This window comes from Bacillus cereus group sp. BfR-BA-01310 (assembly GCF_022664325.1).
Lineage (GTDB): Bacteria > Bacillota > Bacilli > Bacillales > Bacillaceae_G > Bacillus_A > Bacillus_A paramycoides.
This window is the reverse complement of record NZ_JAKUHD010000032.1, coordinates 20,845-34,249: the sequence shown is the minus strand read 5'-3', so window position 1 is coordinate 34,249 and position 13,405 is coordinate 20,845. Positions and strand designations below refer to the sequence as shown.

The following is a 13,405-nucleotide window of genomic DNA, read 5'->3' as shown; positions in this document are numbered from 1 at the left end:
ACGTTATGCGATGCTGGAAAGCAAGTATAAGTATGCAAAATAAAAGCTCTTCATTTGCAAAAGCAAACAAAGAGCAAAGTCATGAGTGACCGTCTAGGAAAGAAATTGGCACATTTCTTTCCCACTTATTTTAACATATAAAAAGATGTAGAGAAAAGGGGCGTGTAGAATGCAAGAAAGTCGTATTTCCTTTCAGCAAAGGTTTAAAGAATTTCTTGTTATGATAGTCAGTTTTTGGTTCATTATGTTTCTCATGTATGGCGAAAGACTGTTACAATAGAAGAGAGTCGACATATCCTTAGGCAGCTCTTATAGGTGTAAGATCTATGGGGGCTTTTTTAACAAAAGAAATATAAAATTTCACGTACCGTAGTATTTAATAAAAAACAAACGACATAATCAATAGTCTACATTTAATCTTATGTTGAATTACTCAGCTAAATGGATACTGTATTGTTTATTTTGGATAGATTGCACTTCGTCGTTCAGTTGCTGGTTTTACCTAAAAGTTTCCCGGTATAAAAAAAACCGGAACGAATCCGGGTTAAATGAAAATGTTGTCCCTTTTTATTATCGATCCCAAAACGCTGGCGGTTCAATCCCAAGTAACCGTAAGTAAATAAAACCTTGGCCTCGATGGTGGATTTCATTTTCCAACGCATAATGTAGACGTTCGAAATGACTCATTTCGCCACCAAAAAAGGGATCTTTTTCTACGGTGTGCAACCGTTCCTCAGTGATTTTTGGCCACCATTTTTGCACAACCTCCTTTGTTTCATGACAACCGTCTAAAAGTTCCTCTTTGGTCGAAACACCAGCAAAAGGTTGGCTATATTCCCATTCACCGAGAGCGATACCGCGTATATATCCGCGTTCAATATCTAGTATCTCTAAAATCATTTTTGAGAATGGCCGCAGCGGTTCGACCGGTGCAAAGGTGAATAATTTGTCTTCAGGAAAAGCCGCAATTGTTCGAATGGTTAAACGACGATTCTCATCCAAAATTTCGCGAAATTGCTCCAATGTCATGACCATCGTTGGTCGCCTCCTTAATTAGTTGTCCCTTTCATTTTAAAACGTCAACCCTGACAAAAGTAGTCAGTTAAAAGAAAGAATCCTAACCTTTTCAATATGATTCCGGTCAAACCCTTTAATATTGTATAAAAAACAAATATTATTTTCCTATTTTTGGGCAATTTGCATTTCGTCATTTAATTGCTGGTTTTACCCTTTTTAGGCCTAGTGACAGGGGAGCAGCTCTAGTCCGCAGGATTATTTCCAATAAAAGTAAAAGAGTTTTTCTATCGCTAATGATTGAACTTATAAGATTTGTTCTGTAAATTGAAAATCAAAAAGGGTGAGATATCTTGAAAAAAGCTAAAATAAACGATCAGATTCAGTCTAAAAAAGGGATCATCGGGATTGTAAAAAATGTTTATGAAAGTTCCGTACTTATTAAAATCCCTTAAAAATCCTACGGAAAATTGATTATGAAAATAACGTAACCGTTGTAAACCATAAAAACTATGAGATTCTGGATTAAGAAGTAATGAAATCATAAAAAAGAGAGTGGATTTATTCCACGCTCTTGAATTCAAATGTTGATTCCAACTTACCTATAAATACTAAAAACATTCCTTAAAACGAGCCGTTTATGAACAAAACGAGACCCAATAGGGCTATTCTCGAAAGTTCCCACATTCACATAAAGCTGTTATTTTTGCCTCTATTCGGTCCCATAGCTTCATCGCTTCAAGTTGCGCTAGACTGTAAATAAAGATAGGGTTCGGATCTGTGTTGTTATCTTTATACACAAACTGCTGGAATACTGTACCATTTGCATGATTTTTTCCAGCTATTCTATCATTACAGTACGATTTGAGAAGATAATTTGGAAGATATTGAATACCTAATTCTAAGAGCTGACGTCCGATGTTGGCTCTATTTTGTTTATCACTGACACTGGATCCAAACCAGTTATTAAACGTAGTTGCATTGATCAGCAGCTTATCAGTCGGAATGGGTGGAACTCCTCCTATACCCACGGGTTCTTCCAAGTTCATAAATTGATCGTAGGGATCGTCACCATGACCTAGGTGTAGATCATCCGCCATGAACCACGGCTGGGCGTGCCCTTCATCCACGATTTGGCCTGTATTGTCTCTCGTAACCCCGTTCTGGATCAGTTTAACAGGAATGTTGATTGCACTTAGTAACAGTCGAAGAAGCCCCGTGGTGCACCAGCACCCTTCCGTCCAATGCCATAAGACTTTTGGATTTGTGGGATCCTTAATTCCTTCAAGGATACTTTTCATCAGAGGATCCCCATAGTAGTTCCAAAATTTGATGCCATCCCCCGCAGTGCGGATTGCTGCGTGCCGCAGATTATCGCGGCACCAATTAAGGATACGCACAATCGTATCATACCGCGAACTCCCGATTAAATCATTCGTTCTGAGGAATTGATAACTATACGCGGCCGGTGCGGGAGTGACCTCTTCACCATCCGCAAATATAAAGCCTTGTTGATGGGGTGCAGGTGCCGATTTGAACATTCTTCTGCCATCAAATAACTGAGCGAGCTGCTCCTGGGAATAAGTAAGGATGGACCACAACACCTGCTTTCCAATCTCGACCGCCAGCGACTGTGCCACAATAGCCTTAAAAAAAGCCCACGCATCGTCAGGTTTCAGGACGGTCCTAAGGATGTTGCTGCCAGGGTCCAACATGTTGTCTGGAATATAGTTTAACGGGATAATCGAGCCGCCATTTCTTGCCTGTTCGAAGGCATCCTGAAGCTCAAGTTTCCAACCCGAACTCCAGGAAGAATAAGGGTGGGTGCCGCTAGAGTCTTCCCAGATAATGTTGTCCCTAATGATTGGATTATCATTCAGCCAGACATCGAGAACCGGCTGGGGTTTGACCAGGATCCGCCTTTCAGTAGTCACATTGGTCCCACAGTACGACACAATTAAGTAGATCTGATGGCGTTGTTTTAGCCTTCCGAAATTTGAGAAGACTACGGTAGATTTTCCGGTGTCGCTCAAAGGAGCGTAGCCAGAATCCAAGTATCCAGAATCATCCCAAAGTTGGACGTAGGCACCGGCGGTAACGTCATTCACCGTTACGAAAGTATCCCCATCAAAGAGAGGCTCCACAATTTCCCCTGTGCTGAAAATACTCGGTTTGACACCCTTTGTGTCCGTTTCCGTTTGTCCGCAAAAGTCGTGCTCGACAGTAATGGTATCACCGTTTTGAAGGCTGGCAACCTGAATCGACATAGTATCCTCCGTCACAGGTACATTGGCGATATCACCGAAGGTACTCGAAATAACACGGATTCTACCTGCTATTGGGAAGATATTCTTCACCGGTATCGTGATCTGGCACTCGTACAGCTCGGTTGCGATGTGCAAATTCTTGTTCGTATCGTCAGGCAGATAAGCCGTATTCCGGTCAATCAACTGATTTACTGTATGCCAGTCAGACGGATCACTCCAATGTTCACATTCTCCTTGACTTACTGTCACAGACCAACAGTTTTGAAGCGTCGGCAGTGGCGGGAGAGATACGTACTGATTGCTGCAAGGGGCTGCAGAGTCGTTGCAATGTTTGACAGTGGCGACCGTATAGTATGTACCATTCAAAAGCCCATAACTATCATAAACATCTATTTTAACGTTAGCTTCGGGCTTGACCCCGGATACGAGAATTTCCGGAGTGGTGCCACAGTATATCAAATCTACACAAGGTTTATCAAGCTTTTTCGTTTCGTCCCATGGAGCAGCATTGCCGACAAAAACTCCTGGAATCCTCTCACAATGCGGGGCTACCTCCTGCCGAACTTCGACCTTTTCCCCCTTGGCCAGGGCCGTCGGAAGGGGGATACAGAGGGGGGTCTGGTTGGAACCGCCATAAAACCACCCCCACGCCGACCAATGTCGGTCGAGACTCGTGACTGTCACGGTCGCCCCAGGGTAAACGTTTGTTACTTTGACCGCACGTGAGCATTCATAAAGTCCATCTGCCACCACAGGGGTGTCAAATGCACGGGCAGGGGCCTCCAATGGCACCACTGGCGGTAAGTCGGATTCCTTTATAATATTGGAGCATGTTTGCCGGACCTTTAGGACCGTGCCGCGGGCAGGCAGGCCAGCCGTCACATCAATCACGGCTTCCCCGGAGGCCGTCGCCTCCGTTTTTTGACTGATTGGGTTGGATCCATTGAGTACCTCCACCATGACTCCCGGCCGCATCCCGGCAAGGATCAATTTTTGCGAGCATTCATAGAGAGGCGAAGACCATGGGGAGGTGAGGGCACCGCTCTTCTGTACTGTGATGGCGGCATTGTCGGGCATTTTCAAGCTTGTCTCTGTGCTGGTTTTCTGGTAAACCTTTATACGGTCACCATCTTGAAATTCCTCGCTCGGATTCAGAGGAACGCTGCCTGTACTCGTTTGGACTTGTACCATTCCAACCTCTTGAGTCGTTCCATTACGAATCCGCTCGAGGATCACCGTCGCCCCAGGTTGGGCGTTCTGGAATTCGACCGAGCGGCTGCACTCAGAGATGGCACCTGAAATGGATGGGGGGAGAAGCTGGTCTGACATGAATAAACCTCCTTGATTACTTGTCTTTTGGAAAATTGTTGTTACGTCATTCTGGAAACTATATCTCTTATGTGACCGACGGAAACGAAGAAACTTTTGTCATTCTCGATTAATCTTCCAATTATAACTGGGCGATATACAAAAAAATAAGACAAGTAAGAACAGCGAATGATGTATTTATTGATCTTGATAACCTGTAGAAAAATGAGGCCGGTTTCATCATAGAACCCGGCCCCAATTTCATTATGCAAGTTCATAAACCTTTTAGATCTATATATTTCTAATTCCCAAAGTTTTCATACCAAGTTTAATTACAATAGCGGTATAAAAAAACAAGACTATCAAAGTCTTGTTCTGAACAATTTATTCCATATCATCGGGCGCTTTATTTCTATATTCGCTAACTAATCGACTTTATCCATGAGGATCTGTCCCCCACTACCTCAATTATGCCCGGCGAATACTTTGCCCTTCTTTTTGTGTTGTAATTAATTCCTTCGGATTGAACTCTTTTTCCCCGATTTACTAAAAGAAACAGATTTTCACACAGAGTTTACCAAACACTTTAAAACCACAGCCAATCGAGAGATTTTAGAACGGGAAACCGTCCAACGACGGCTTCTTCTAAGTTTATTTGGATTAGGAACGAATACATGTTTAAAAACTGTTTCTGCTGGAAACCACCTAGATAGTTATCGGGAACTTCGGTATATACGTCAAAAATTTGTTCATAAGGACCATTTACGAAAAGCCAACGCAGAGGTTACCAACCATATCATCTACAATCGAATGAAAGAGGTATGGGGAGAATCTACCACTGCATGTGCTTCCGATTCAAAACATTTTGGCTCTTGGGATCAGAACCTGCTTTCTGAATGGCATCCTCGTTATAAGAAACATGGAGTTATGATCTATTTGCATACAGATCGAAAGTCAGCTTGTATTTATTCTCAGCTAAAGTCCTGTCTTTCTTCGGAAGTGGCAGCTATGATGGAAGGGGTTCTTCGCCACTGTACGGAAATGGAAGTCGACAGAAATTATGTCGACACACGTTGTCATTTCTTTTCTATTACCTTATTAAACAATTAAATTACTTTTATTGGAAGAAACCCTGCGGACTAGAACAGCTACCCTGTCACTAGGCCTTTTAGGATCATTTAGAATGTCCGCTATTGCTTGTTGCCTCTTTTAGTTCCGTTGGCTACACACAGACCAGTTCTTGTTCATATGACCCTAAACACCTTATCATTCTATCAACCTCCCCCCCAACAAGGAACTAGCCCCTTCTAATTTCCCTTTCCTTAGACCTAAAACATGAAAGTAAACTTTTAGCCATTTATTCACATTCAAACTACCGAAAACATTGACTTTACCCCAATCCGCCTAATACCCTCAAAATCAACAAGAAAAGTATACATTCAAAACATTGTAAATAAGGCATACCGCCAAATATAAAACATATTCATAGGGAATCGTGTAGCACCTTGCTATAATAATATTGGAATTATTTCCTAATTATTGATGAAGGAGCTTAGACATGGAAAAGATTAATAGAATATTAAGTGATTTTGCTAAGGTTAATGAATATGATGGCGTAGGTAATGATTATAGACTATATCTTTTATCAGAAAATACAAAAGAAGATATATGTGAGCTTATAAAAAAGGATATAAAAGCTACTAGTGACGACACAATAGAACTTATACAGTTGAATGAATGGCAGCAGGATTTCCTTTCTTGTGAATTCCCTGACGGTGAGGAGTATTGGTTCGGAACAATACCCAGTGGATATGATTTGAAAGGATTAACACCGAAGGAGTTTATAATAGAACAGTTATTGAATACATTTGAACAAGGGATTGGAGCAGTTTATTGGGTAAAATTAGATATAGGAGCCTATTATGCTTGTAGTTATGAAGAATATGTCTTCGTAACCAATAAGGGAATTTATTATCTTTCTATGCAAGTACATGATTAAAAAGAAATAGTGTACTGTTAGACATAATTTAGGATATCTTTTACCCGGTTCTTTGTATGATTAGGGGGGGGGAAATATGATTAGAAACTATGAAATTTTAACAAATACGCCCCCAACATTAGATGAATACATATATTTGTGTTCAAGTGTTGGGTGGAAAGATTTTATGAATTTTGATGCTGCAGAAATTTCAATACGGAATTCTGTATTCTCCATTATTGTTAAAGATAATCATAATATCATAGGAATGGGAAGAATTGTAGGGGATGGTGCTATTTATTTCTATATTCAAGACATAGTGGTTCATCCCGACTATCAAGGAAAAGGTATTGGCAAGGAAATTATGAAGGTCCTAATGAAATATCTTGAAGAAAATGCACCAGATAAGGCATTTGTAGGTTTGTTTGCTTCAAAAGGAAAAGGTGAGTTTTACGAAAAATATAATTTCAGAAATTACTCACCTAATATGACAGGAATGTTTAAAGTGATTTCCGAATGAACTAAGGAAAAATTGGATTTGTTAAATAGCAATTCAATTGGCTAGAGTTTTTTGAAACTTCCACGAGAGGGCGCTTCAGCGGAAGAACGAATTGTTATAACCCATAAAAACATAAAAGGAGTATTGCTTATGACAAAAATAATAATTGAAGACCAAATAGCAAATGACATCCCGATTATAAGTATGTTTCAAGAAGGATTATTAAATTGTCCATTGGTACTGTATATTCACGGGTATGGAGCAGACCGTGAACAAGCTATGGACTTTGGGTATATGCTTGCAAAGAAAGGTTTTTACTACATAAGCATGGATTGTAAAGGACACGGTAAGAGAAAACTAGAAAATGATTGTAATAAATTCTCTGAAGTCTTTCCACCAGATACTGGTTTGGACATATATGTCCATATGCATGAAGTTATAGAACAATCTGCAATAGATATACAAACTCTTATTAAATATTTTGAAAGTAGAGACGAGATTGACTCAAATAAAATAGGAATATCAGGTTTTTCTATGGGAGGATATGCATCATTTTATATCGCAGCAAATAACCCGGATATAAAAGTTGCAGTTCCGATAGCAGGAAAGCCAACTTTTACTAAAGCATGGAAAGACAGCATTCTCTCAACAAATACTTATGAACAATGGAGTAAACAGATTCAGGAAGCAGAAAGAGAGATAGACAAAAGAACGGAGTATTTTCAAACGATAGACCCTTTTGAAAGGTTGAGTAGTTTTTCACCAAGACCACTATTAATAATTAATGGTGATCAAGACACTGATTCTCCATACATCTATTCATTAGAGCTTTATAAAGAATTATTACCAGTGTACTCCGAACATCCTGAAAACCTTCAACTAAGTATGCCTTTTGTAAATCATCAATTTAATTATAGTATGAAACTTGAAGCATGCAATTGGTTTGAAAAGTATCTTGTCTAAGTTGCCTGTTCATCAATAGGGGGCTTTAACTTAACAAGACAAAATTAAAAAGTCGATTCTTAGCGTACAGGAATTTGATTTTTTTAGATTGAAATTTACTTAGCGTATAATATGTGCGTTTTCGGCAGGACCCCTTATAGAAAAATAAAAAGAAGTTATAAATTAAGTATTGGAATACCCATGTTTATATTATTAGGTTTTTCCTATACATATTTAATGAGCATCGGATTATCTGGAGGATATGTATCTTATTCTATAATGGAATTTATTAAATTTAGTCTCCCTATTACTTTGTCCTCCTTAGTTTTCTATTTCATAAGACGAATAAACTGATGTTAATCAACTTCTGATAACGAGAATTATGATAACTTGAATAGTATATAAGCCTTATTTTTAGAGAGGAATGGATAATATGGAAATATACGACTATTTAGATCGAATGCAAGCGGAATTATTAAAACATTCATGTTCAGAGATTGAAGCGAAATACTACGACCTATGCTCCAAATTAGTAGGAAAAGAACAAGCAAAACGAATCCAAAATATAAATTTAAATTTGTTTCAAAGTAAGTTGAAAGATGCCTTTTCTACCTCCCTACATATAGCTAATCAAAATTCCGCAGAAGCCATTTATTTTGAATATGATATGGACAACGACTGGAACAGTACTTTCTTTATTTGCGATGAGTATACAAAGTTATCTGAAGAAGATGATGATTGGGCAAGTGATTGGATTAGTGAAGTAGAAGGTCCTGACTTAAAAGAATTTGCTCAGATTTACGCTGAAAATGGATTTGATAATAATGAGAAAGCACTAGGCACAACATTATATCTTATTGCTAGAACTGTTGTCACATTTAAAAAAATTATTGCAACAATTCATCTCCCAATTTGTATTGGTTATCATGATCAAGATCCAATCATGAGAATCCAAGAATAACTTCTGATAACGATAATTATGTAAATACGAAACCCCTTCAGAAAGTAAACTGAAGGGGTTTTTTCTAGATACATTGAATACAGATAAGTGGGGTTATGTAAACTTTTAATATGGTTTTTAATCTTTGGGCAGGATTAAAATTGTTAAGTAAAAATTATTTATACAAACTAATCCCTTATCTATAATAGATAAGGGATTAGTTTAATTTTGTTGTATGGTATAAACAAAATTGAGTGTCATAATATATGGTAACATGAATATTTATGTGTTTTTTGAATTTTATTTATTCTAAATAAACAAAAAGAACTAGTATCATACTAGTTCTTTTTGTTTGTAGATCCATATTTAAGTAGTAGGGTACTACATATAAATCAATACAATACTAGAAGTAAAAGGATACCAACCTTTGTACAGATTAATTATAGCATAAATTTTCAGAAAAAATATATTTATTAGTTGATTATTTATTCCTTGTTTTATCGTGTTTTGAATGAATATGTAGTTTTGAAATAAAGTCATACCGTTTATAGGGGTCCCGCCAACATAACGCGAATGTCGTACGCTAAGGAATCTTTCATTTAAAAAATTTGATTTTTCCGTACGTTAAGAAGGTTCCATAAACGGTATTTATTATTTAGTAGGATACTTTGTTTTTGGTACTTATAAGGGGTAGCTTTAAGTTATAAAATATTAATCTAATGTTTTTTTAACTTTATTAAATATATTATTGCTTTGAAAAAGTAGAAAAGCATTGCTGCAGTTATTATTTTTTCGAAAACTTTTATAGTTATTTCTAAAAGTGCACTTTGTTTGAAAATCTTTTTTAAAATAAATTCGAATGAAATTCCAAAGATAAAAACTATAGCTAAAAATAATAGTAAGAATATGATTTTGCTAGAGTAAGTAGTAGCTTTGAAAATTAGGTATTCTGGAAAAATAAAAAAATCTATGATTGGACTTAGGGTATTACATAATTGATTATTACATAGGTCTGTTATAGATGTTGATTCTATTATAGATTTAATTATTTTCTCTATAGTTTTCTTCATTTTTTCTCCTTTCTATGTTTTCATAGAATCCTTTAAATTCGATCCTTTAATGAAAATAATAACAAAAAAGTAATAAAAAAACATCTATAAGGGGTAGCACTAACATTTTGACAATTTTGGTACTTATAACGAATCCCTTGATATAACAAAGGATTCGTTATAAGTACCAAAAACAAAGTATCCTACTAAATAATAGGTTCTGTTGCAAAGTTGGAAAAAATATAGAGAAGTCTATAGATTGAGGATTAGCTTTAAGCAACTGCTACTAATTGCTGTAGTTCTTTGTACACTGAAAAGACGGAGCCTGATTGAAGACTTCGTCTCTGTTTATATATGTCCTGAATCGTTTCAATTCCTTTTATCGTACGTGAAGCATGACGAATATTTTGGAAGCCAGAAGACTTGGCAAAGCGCCGTTTTATATGTCGATGATCCTGTTCTATGAGATTATTGAGATGTTTAACAATGCAATGTTTTGTATGCACATAAAAACCGTTCTTTTTTAGTTTTTTGAACGCACAAAGTAGAGCAGGAGCCTTGTCTGTTGTGAGAACCGTTGGTTCCCCAAAAGCCTTCACTAGTCTTTTCATAAACATATAGGCGGCTTGAGGATCCCTTGTTTTACGGAGTTGGATATCCAAAGTGTATCCTTTTTGATCAATCGCACGATAGAGGTAACACCACTCTCCTTTGATTTTAATGTAGGTTTCATCTAAATACCATGCAAAATGTGCTGATTTCTTTTTCTTCTTCCAAATTTGATAGATCAAATTTCCATATTCATGTACCCAACGCATGATTGTTGTTGGATGTACGGAAACTCCACGTTCTTTCAGGATTTCCGATACATCACGATAACTTAAAGAAAAACGGAAATAATAACCGACAGCTACCAAAATTATATCTTTCTTGAACTGTTTTCCTTTAAAATACCTCATGCACCATGCTCCTCGAATCAGTTTTCTTACATTGTAATTTGGCTTAGAAGAAATAGACATACAAAAACGCCATCCTCTCGTTTTGAACTTATATTGAAAGAATAGCGTTTTTTTCCACTTTTAAATAGTCTATTAAGAGTTGTTTCTTGAAACGAATATATGACTTATTTGGTAAACGATAGGATATAAGAAAACCAGAAAGATTAACGGTTTATTATGCATATGGCTAAAATTCCATGTTCCTTCTGATAAAAATAAAGTACCTAAAGTTAATACATACATTACAAAACAGCAAATTGATAAGCTTTTCTGTCTGATATGTAAAAACATTTCATCAATAAAATTCTCGCTCTCTTTTTTACCTTTCAAAATTCTCTTCATAAATAATGATTGCAAAATGATTGTTGCTACAAATAACGAGGTTATAGAAATCTGTTGTTTCTCATACCATTCAAAAGCAAGTAAACCCATAATCACAATGTATAAACAAGTAAATAAGATATTAATTCCATTTTTCATTTGTCTCTACTCCTTATCTAGATTTTATAAATAAATAATTGATCAACCGTTACACCAAGGGATTTAGCTAAATTAAAAGCAAGTTCCAATGTAGGATCATATTTGTTATTCTCAATCGCATTAATCGTTTGTCTTGAAACATGACATAATTTAGCTAAATCTTCTTGGGAAAGCTTTCTCTCTTTACGTAAAATACGAATTATGTTCTCCATTTTTATGAACATCACCCCTAATTTTGTCAAAAACTTTTTACATTATTAGTTTATATAATTCCATTATGATTGTCAAAAGTTTTTTACATTTCAAAAAAACAAACGATAGTCCTCCTACATCTTAGATAGAAAGAGTACCGTTTTTTTTCGTTTTGGAGGTACTTTAAAATATTAGCTTGATAGCGATGTGGTGCTACCCCATCGTGTATATCTGTATGCATCCTCTATATAAATCATAGGGATTGTTTGCATGTTGACTTTGGTTTTATGTACAATAAAGGTAAAGATATAGTCTGAAACAGGAAGAGGAAAACCATGTCCAATTCATTAGTAAATTTACGTATCGATTTTGCATTTAAGCAGTTATTTGGTACAAATGGGAATGAAGATATTTTAGTTGCCTTTTTAAATGCCATATTAAAAGATTCTTTAGAATCACCTATTGTTTCCCTACAATTAGAAGATCCACATTTGCATCGAGAATATGAAGAAGATAAATTATCGATTTTAGATATTTCGGCTACATTAAATACAGGAACAAAGGTAAATGTAGAAATACAATTGAATAACAATCACGATATGATCAAACGAAGCTTGTATTATTGGGGAAGGTTATACACCTCTCAATTGCAAAAAGGAATGCCTTATAGCTCACTTCATAAAACGATTACCATTAACTTGTTAAACTTTGTGATGTTTCCAGAATATGAAGCGTTTCATACAACAGGAATCCTTTGGAATCAGCAACAACAAAAGTTATTAAGTGACGATATAGAAGTTCATATTGTAGAGATTCCAAAGTTACTACAGCAATGGCGCGAAGAGAAAGTTAATCCGTGGGAAGATTCGTTTGTTCGTTGGTTATTATTATTACCAGCGAATGAAGATGAGTATCTCACACAAACATTGGAGGACATTGCCATGAACCAAGATCCGATTTTACAAAAAGCAATGAATAAGTGGGAACGTATGAGTCAAGATTCATCTTTCCGTCAAGCATATGAAGCAAGAGAAAAGGCTTTAATGGATGAGGCTGCAAAGTTTGCTCATGCTCGTAATGAGGGGAAAAAGGAAGGAATTCAAGAAGGGGTTCAGCAAGGAAAAATACAGATGATTAAAGGTATGCATGAACTTGGTGTACCACTTGAAACGATTGCTAAAGCCAGTAAATTAGGCATAGATGAGATTGAACGTATTTTAGAACAAAAATAATCAGCAACAAAAAAAGAACCTATTAATTGGGTTCTTTTTTTTGAGCTATTTGTCAACTCGGGGTACGGAAACAATTCCGGGTATGAGGGGCCAATCTGGAAAAATATTCAATAATAAAAATCGTAGGAATTGATAATTCCTACGATTTTTTGATTAGAATTCTCTAATATTAATTGCAAAATGTGGTTTAAATCTCACTTCAATTGCTTTTTTCTCTTCAGAGCACTGAATATGGAGTGTATCATTGCGAGTATAGACCCGTTCCACAAACTCCATATTTACGTCAAATACACATCCTTCATTATGTTTCTAACTAATATTTTTGCACCAGAACCCAAAAAGCTACCTAATGAAATAACCTGTCTAATTTATGGGGGTCACTTCAAATTGCCGTGCCCCCACAAAATAGACCCCCCCAATAACCCCCGAAAATAAACATTTTTTGAAAAATTTATAAAAAGGAAAATCGACAAAAATCTCTAAAAAAAGGCTCTATACTAGGTTTT

At 36.4% G+C, this 13,405-nt stretch carries 11 protein-coding genes and 2 pseudogenes; 7 read left to right on the top strand and 6 right to left on the bottom strand.

Annotated features, from left to right (window positions below; translation table 11 throughout):
* Positions 1–570: 570 nt before the first annotated feature.
* Positions 571–1,035 carry a DinB family protein gene (locus MR109_RS27110; protein ID WP_098988315.1) on the bottom strand — a complete coding sequence of 155 codons (465 nt, stop codon included), beginning with the start codon at positions 1,033–1,035 and terminating at the stop codon, positions 571–573.
* 644 nt (positions 1,036–1,679) lie between these two features.
* The gene (locus tag MR109_RS27105; RefSeq protein WP_242274544.1) at positions 1,680–4,610 is read right to left on the bottom strand and encodes a hypothetical protein; all 2,931 of its coding nucleotides are present in this window, start codon (positions 4,608–4,610) and stop codon (positions 1,680–1,682) included.
* A gap of 519 nt (positions 4,611–5,129) precedes the next feature.
* Here MR109_RS27105 and MR109_RS27100 point away from each other — a divergent pair.
* The 6 genes and pseudogenes from MR109_RS27100 to MR109_RS27080 all read left to right on the top strand — a co-directional run.
* Positions 5,130–5,660: pseudogene (locus MR109_RS27100) on the top strand (Tn3 family transposase); the annotation flags it as partial.
* A gap of 487 nt (positions 5,661–6,147) precedes the next feature.
* Complete coding sequence (locus tag MR109_RS27095) at positions 6,148–6,588, top strand: hypothetical protein (RefSeq protein ID WP_000411519.1); 441 nt, start codon at positions 6,148–6,150, stop codon at positions 6,586–6,588.
* 79 nt (positions 6,589–6,667) lie between these two features.
* Positions 6,668–7,087, top strand: a complete 420-nt coding sequence (locus tag MR109_RS27090) for a GNAT family N-acetyltransferase (protein WP_374202587.1) — start codon at positions 6,668–6,670, stop codon at positions 7,085–7,087.
* A 129-nt stretch (positions 7,088–7,216) separates the two neighbouring features.
* The gene (locus tag MR109_RS27085; protein WP_242274542.1) at positions 7,217–8,029 is read left to right on the top strand and encodes an alpha/beta hydrolase family protein; all 813 of its coding nucleotides are present in this window, start codon (positions 7,217–7,219) and stop codon (positions 8,027–8,029) included.
* A 129-nt stretch (positions 8,030–8,158) separates the two neighbouring features.
* Positions 8,159–8,362, top strand: a pseudogene (locus tag MR109_RS30315) (hypothetical protein); the annotation flags it as partial.
* Between the two features lie 79 nt (positions 8,363–8,441).
* Entirely contained in the window at positions 8,442–8,969 is a 528-nt protein-coding gene (locus MR109_RS27080) for a hypothetical protein (protein WP_242274541.1), read from the top strand.
* A 695-nt stretch (positions 8,970–9,664) separates the two neighbouring features.
* On the opposite strand, the gene MR109_RS27075 is transcribed toward MR109_RS27080, so the two are convergent.
* The 4 genes from MR109_RS27075 to MR109_RS27060 all read right to left on the bottom strand — a co-directional run bounded on the left by MR109_RS27075 (position 9,665) and on the right by MR109_RS27060 (position 11,687).
* Complete coding sequence (locus MR109_RS27075; RefSeq protein ID WP_059038291.1) at positions 9,665–10,018, bottom strand: hypothetical protein; 354 nt, start codon at positions 10,016–10,018, stop codon at positions 9,665–9,667.
* A 251-nt stretch (positions 10,019–10,269) separates the two neighbouring features.
* Positions 10,270–10,956 (bottom strand): IS6 family transposase, encoded by a 687-nt coding sequence (locus tag MR109_RS27070; RefSeq protein ID WP_242274540.1) that lies wholly within the window; start codon positions 10,954–10,956, stop codon positions 10,270–10,272.
* Positions 10,957–11,088: 132 nt separating this feature from the next.
* Positions 11,089–11,475 carry a hypothetical protein gene (locus tag MR109_RS27065; RefSeq protein WP_002146677.1) on the bottom strand — a complete coding sequence of 129 codons (387 nt, stop codon included), beginning with the start codon at positions 11,473–11,475 and terminating at the stop codon, positions 11,089–11,091.
* Positions 11,476–11,492: 17 nt separating this feature from the next.
* Positions 11,493–11,687, bottom strand: a complete 195-nt coding sequence (locus tag MR109_RS27060; protein WP_242274539.1) for a helix-turn-helix transcriptional regulator — start codon at positions 11,685–11,687, stop codon at positions 11,493–11,495.
* Positions 11,688–12,002: 315 nt separating this feature from the next.
* Between MR109_RS27060 and MR109_RS27055 the strand changes: the two genes are divergently transcribed.
* Positions 12,003–12,899, top strand: coding sequence for an Rpn family recombination-promoting nuclease/putative transposase (locus MR109_RS27055; protein ID WP_242274538.1), 897 nt, complete (start codon positions 12,003–12,005; stop codon positions 12,897–12,899).
* The last annotated feature ends 506 nt before the right edge of the window (positions 12,900–13,405 follow it).

Excerpts from the sequence above, each read along its gene's own strand:
- MR109_RS27110 (WP_098988315.1), bottom strand. The coding sequence starts at position 1,035 with ATGGTCATGACATTGGAGCAATTTCGCGAAATTTTGGATGAGAATCGT.
- MR109_RS27105 (WP_242274544.1), bottom strand. The coding sequence starts at position 4,610 with ATGTCAGACCAGCTTCTCCCCCCATCCATTTCAGGTGCCATCTCTGAG.
- MR109_RS27095 (WP_000411519.1), top strand. The coding sequence starts at position 6,148 with ATGGAAAAGATTAATAGAATATTAAGTGATTTTGCTAAGGTTAATGAA.
- MR109_RS27085 (WP_242274542.1), top strand. The coding sequence starts at position 7,217 with ATGACAAAAATAATAATTGAAGACCAAATAGCAAATGACATCCCGATT.
- MR109_RS27080 (WP_242274541.1), top strand. The coding sequence starts at position 8,442 with ATGGAAATATACGACTATTTAGATCGAATGCAAGCGGAATTATTAAAA.
- MR109_RS27075 (WP_059038291.1), bottom strand. The coding sequence starts at position 10,018 with ATGAAGAAAACTATAGAGAAAATAATTAAATCTATAATAGAATCAACA.
- MR109_RS27070 (WP_242274540.1), bottom strand. The coding sequence starts at position 10,956 with ATGAGGTATTTTAAAGGAAAACAGTTCAAGAAAGATATAATTTTGGTA.
- MR109_RS27065 (WP_002146677.1), bottom strand. The coding sequence starts at position 11,475 with ATGAAAAATGGAATTAATATCTTATTTACTTGTTTATACATTGTGATT.
- MR109_RS27060 (WP_242274539.1), bottom strand. The coding sequence starts at position 11,687 with ATGGAGAACATAATTCGTATTTTACGTAAAGAGAGAAAGCTTTCCCAA.
- MR109_RS27055 (WP_242274538.1), top strand. The coding sequence starts at position 12,003 with ATGTCCAATTCATTAGTAAATTTACGTATCGATTTTGCATTTAAGCAG.